2 pseudogenes are annotated in these 2,753 nt (G+C 37.6%); both read right to left on the bottom strand.

What is annotated here, in order from left to right:
• A pseudogene (locus tag FNZ60_RS08855) lies at positions 1 to 603 on the bottom strand (hypothetical protein); the annotation flags it as partial.
• A gap of 857 nt (positions 604 to 1,460) precedes the next feature.
• Positions 1,461 to 2,580 (bottom strand): annotated as a pseudogene (locus tag FNZ60_RS08860) (YadA-like family protein); the annotation flags it as partial.
• Positions 2,581 to 2,753 lie beyond the last annotated feature (173 nt).

The raw sequence follows: 2,753 nt of genomic DNA on the forward strand, positions 1-2,753 counted from the left end.
AGCTCCGCTACCATCCTTATCAAAGACCTTAACCGTAAAAGTAGGAGCACTCCATTTTTCATTTTCATAGCCAGCACCACCACCAAAATAGCCTGCAAGGGTATTGCTCATCGAATAAAGCTGGGAACCATTGACTGCCTGATCCGATATTGAACCAATCCAACCATCATGAACACCAGTAATGAACCGCATTTTACCAGAATTATTTGCAACATCTATTGTATCACCATCTCTGTTTGCTCCAATTGTAATAACCTTTAAAGAATTTTGCTTAACAAGCATATCAGCTTCTAACATTTTGAAATCAGATGATAAATCTTTAAACTTACGATCTACCCCTGTAAACGCAGCGCCAACATTTCTGTACAATTTACCGTCAATCACATAGATTGGAGCAATACTTTTTTTTACATTTGCACCACCACCAAAATACATTGATACATTACCCCAAACATCACAAGCAGAAACAGGAGAAGCATTTGATAAAAAGATAGCTGCAGACACCAATGAAAGCGTTTTAATAAAAGATAACCCATAAGGCGAACAAGAGTTTTTTAAATTACTCACTGCTGACATTTTGGGGGTGGTATATATTTTTTTCATAATAACTTCTCCAAGTAATAAAAACATATTAAAAACATTAAAAAGACATATTCTGACGCTAAAAGGCTTCAGAGATTTTTTAAAGATTAGGGTTGTCGTAACGGAAAAAAGGACTATCTAAGCCTCAAGGGAATTGTAATTGGCATTGATTGATAATCCAGATAATAGGATTGTTTTTCCGGTGCTAGGGAGGGTTTTCTTTTTGAAAAAGAGCCCAAGGGGTTTTGTGTGCGAAAAAATGGAATAATCGAAGAGACATATTCGTGCGCTATTTAAATGTTCTGTATTTGAGAGGCAATAAAGAATATTTATTGCAAAGGGATTGGATTATTTTCTGAGTAACTCAGGATACTTATTGTGAGATTACTCTGTTTTTATTGTAATAAGTGAGACATGCACAACTTTAGAGTTGTATCTCTTAAAGCGCTGTGGAATAGATTGATAGTGGATGTATGATCTTTTCATAATCACAGCCCCCCGTTTTGTAAAAATATCTCTCAATGTCTTTGAGAGCCTTTTATAGGCTATTAAAAAAAATAGCAAGAGAAAAATGCATTTAATTATTTTTTTATAGAATAATTCTTTCTAATTCATGAAACAATTCCGAAATTATATTTTTGCAAATAAAAAAAATGGGAAGCGTAAAGTATTATAGCTTATGAAGCTACTAAAAATCTTGTTATAGCGGCTGCTATTGGGGTAGTTGTGTAGGTTTTATTGTATCATCTGTACTTTACCTAACTCTAACCATCAATCTCTCATTACGACCAATATCAAATAAGAACTTAATGGAGTTGATGATTAGAATCTTTTTTATTTTATTTAGAATAACCTTTTTGGATTTTTGTTGTTCATTGTCAATTCAGCGTCACTCTAAACCCCGCACCTATCCCAAAATGACCTCCAGCACTCGTCACCGATACATTCGAGCGTATCTTTCCATTTTCAGACATATAACCAGCTCCAAAAGCAAACGCTGATTGGCTCCGCCACAAACCACTACCAAAGGATAGGCTAATTTTTCCCAGGAGTGTCATCATAACTCAAGTTGGACACTGCCAAACCTATGGCTGCGGCTTGTCTTGCCTCTTTCCGAACATCCTCAATGGTATAACTTAACGTTGCAAACTTCATATCCGTATAAGAATTAGCCTCACCAACTCCATCTTTTACAAAGCTTGCAACTTTCTCATCCGTATACTTCTTAGCATCTTCAAGCACAAGATCCATCTTCTCTTGTAATTGACCACCATTAACTGCTTGTTTCGAATCCTTTTCAACCTTTCCATTTGCAACTTGATCTATGACTACTGGTGCACTTTCATCGCCACCAACTAATGTGATTGTATTGCCCTTCTTGCCTGTTTTTTTATCTTTATCATATTGAACAGCACCATCCGTAACTTTATGTTCAACATCTTTGATCTGATCGCTGATCATCTGCTGCGTTTTCCAAAGCTGACCTCCGTTCACAGCATCTTTCGAGTGTTCCTCTACCTTACCATCATCGACATTGACTATCTTACTGGGCTTCTTTACGCCCTGATCATCAACGTGAGCGGCATTATAGCCTCCTTCTTTGTCATCCCAATTCAGACCATTCGATGAGACATCCTTTTCAACTTCCTTGATACGATCGTTAATCGTGCTCATGCTCTCATTAACAACATCAAATGCTTCTGAGACACTCTTACGCTCTTCTTTCTTTTCTTTTTTCGTACCATCCTCATTGAAGCCTTGAATGGAGAAGGTAGGAGATTGCCATTCACCTTTATCATTATAGCCAGCACCTCCGCCAAAGTATCCTGCAAAGATCTGTTTTAGATCATAAATCTGACCACCAGTAATCGCATCACTCGAATCTTTCGCAATATCCCCATCCGCAAGGAACGTGATCTTGCTGTTTTCCTTTTTACCTTCTTTCTCATGCTGCGCGACAAATGCACCTTCAGCTTCACTCCATAACAACGCATTCTGCTCAATGTTGTCTGAAATTTCACTATGAAGCTTCTTGAAGACATCATTTACACCAGCAAATGCTGCTGAAATACTATCATAATCCTCTTCTTCAAAGCTGCCATCTTCCTTGAAGGTCATCATCTTGAAACCGGGAAGCGTCCATTTCCCATCATCATACTTCGCATCTCCAC

Origin of the sequence: Bartonella massiliensis (assembly GCF_902150025.1) — a bacterium.
Lineage (GTDB): Bacteria > Pseudomonadota > Alphaproteobacteria > Rhizobiales > Rhizobiaceae > Bartonella > Bartonella massiliensis.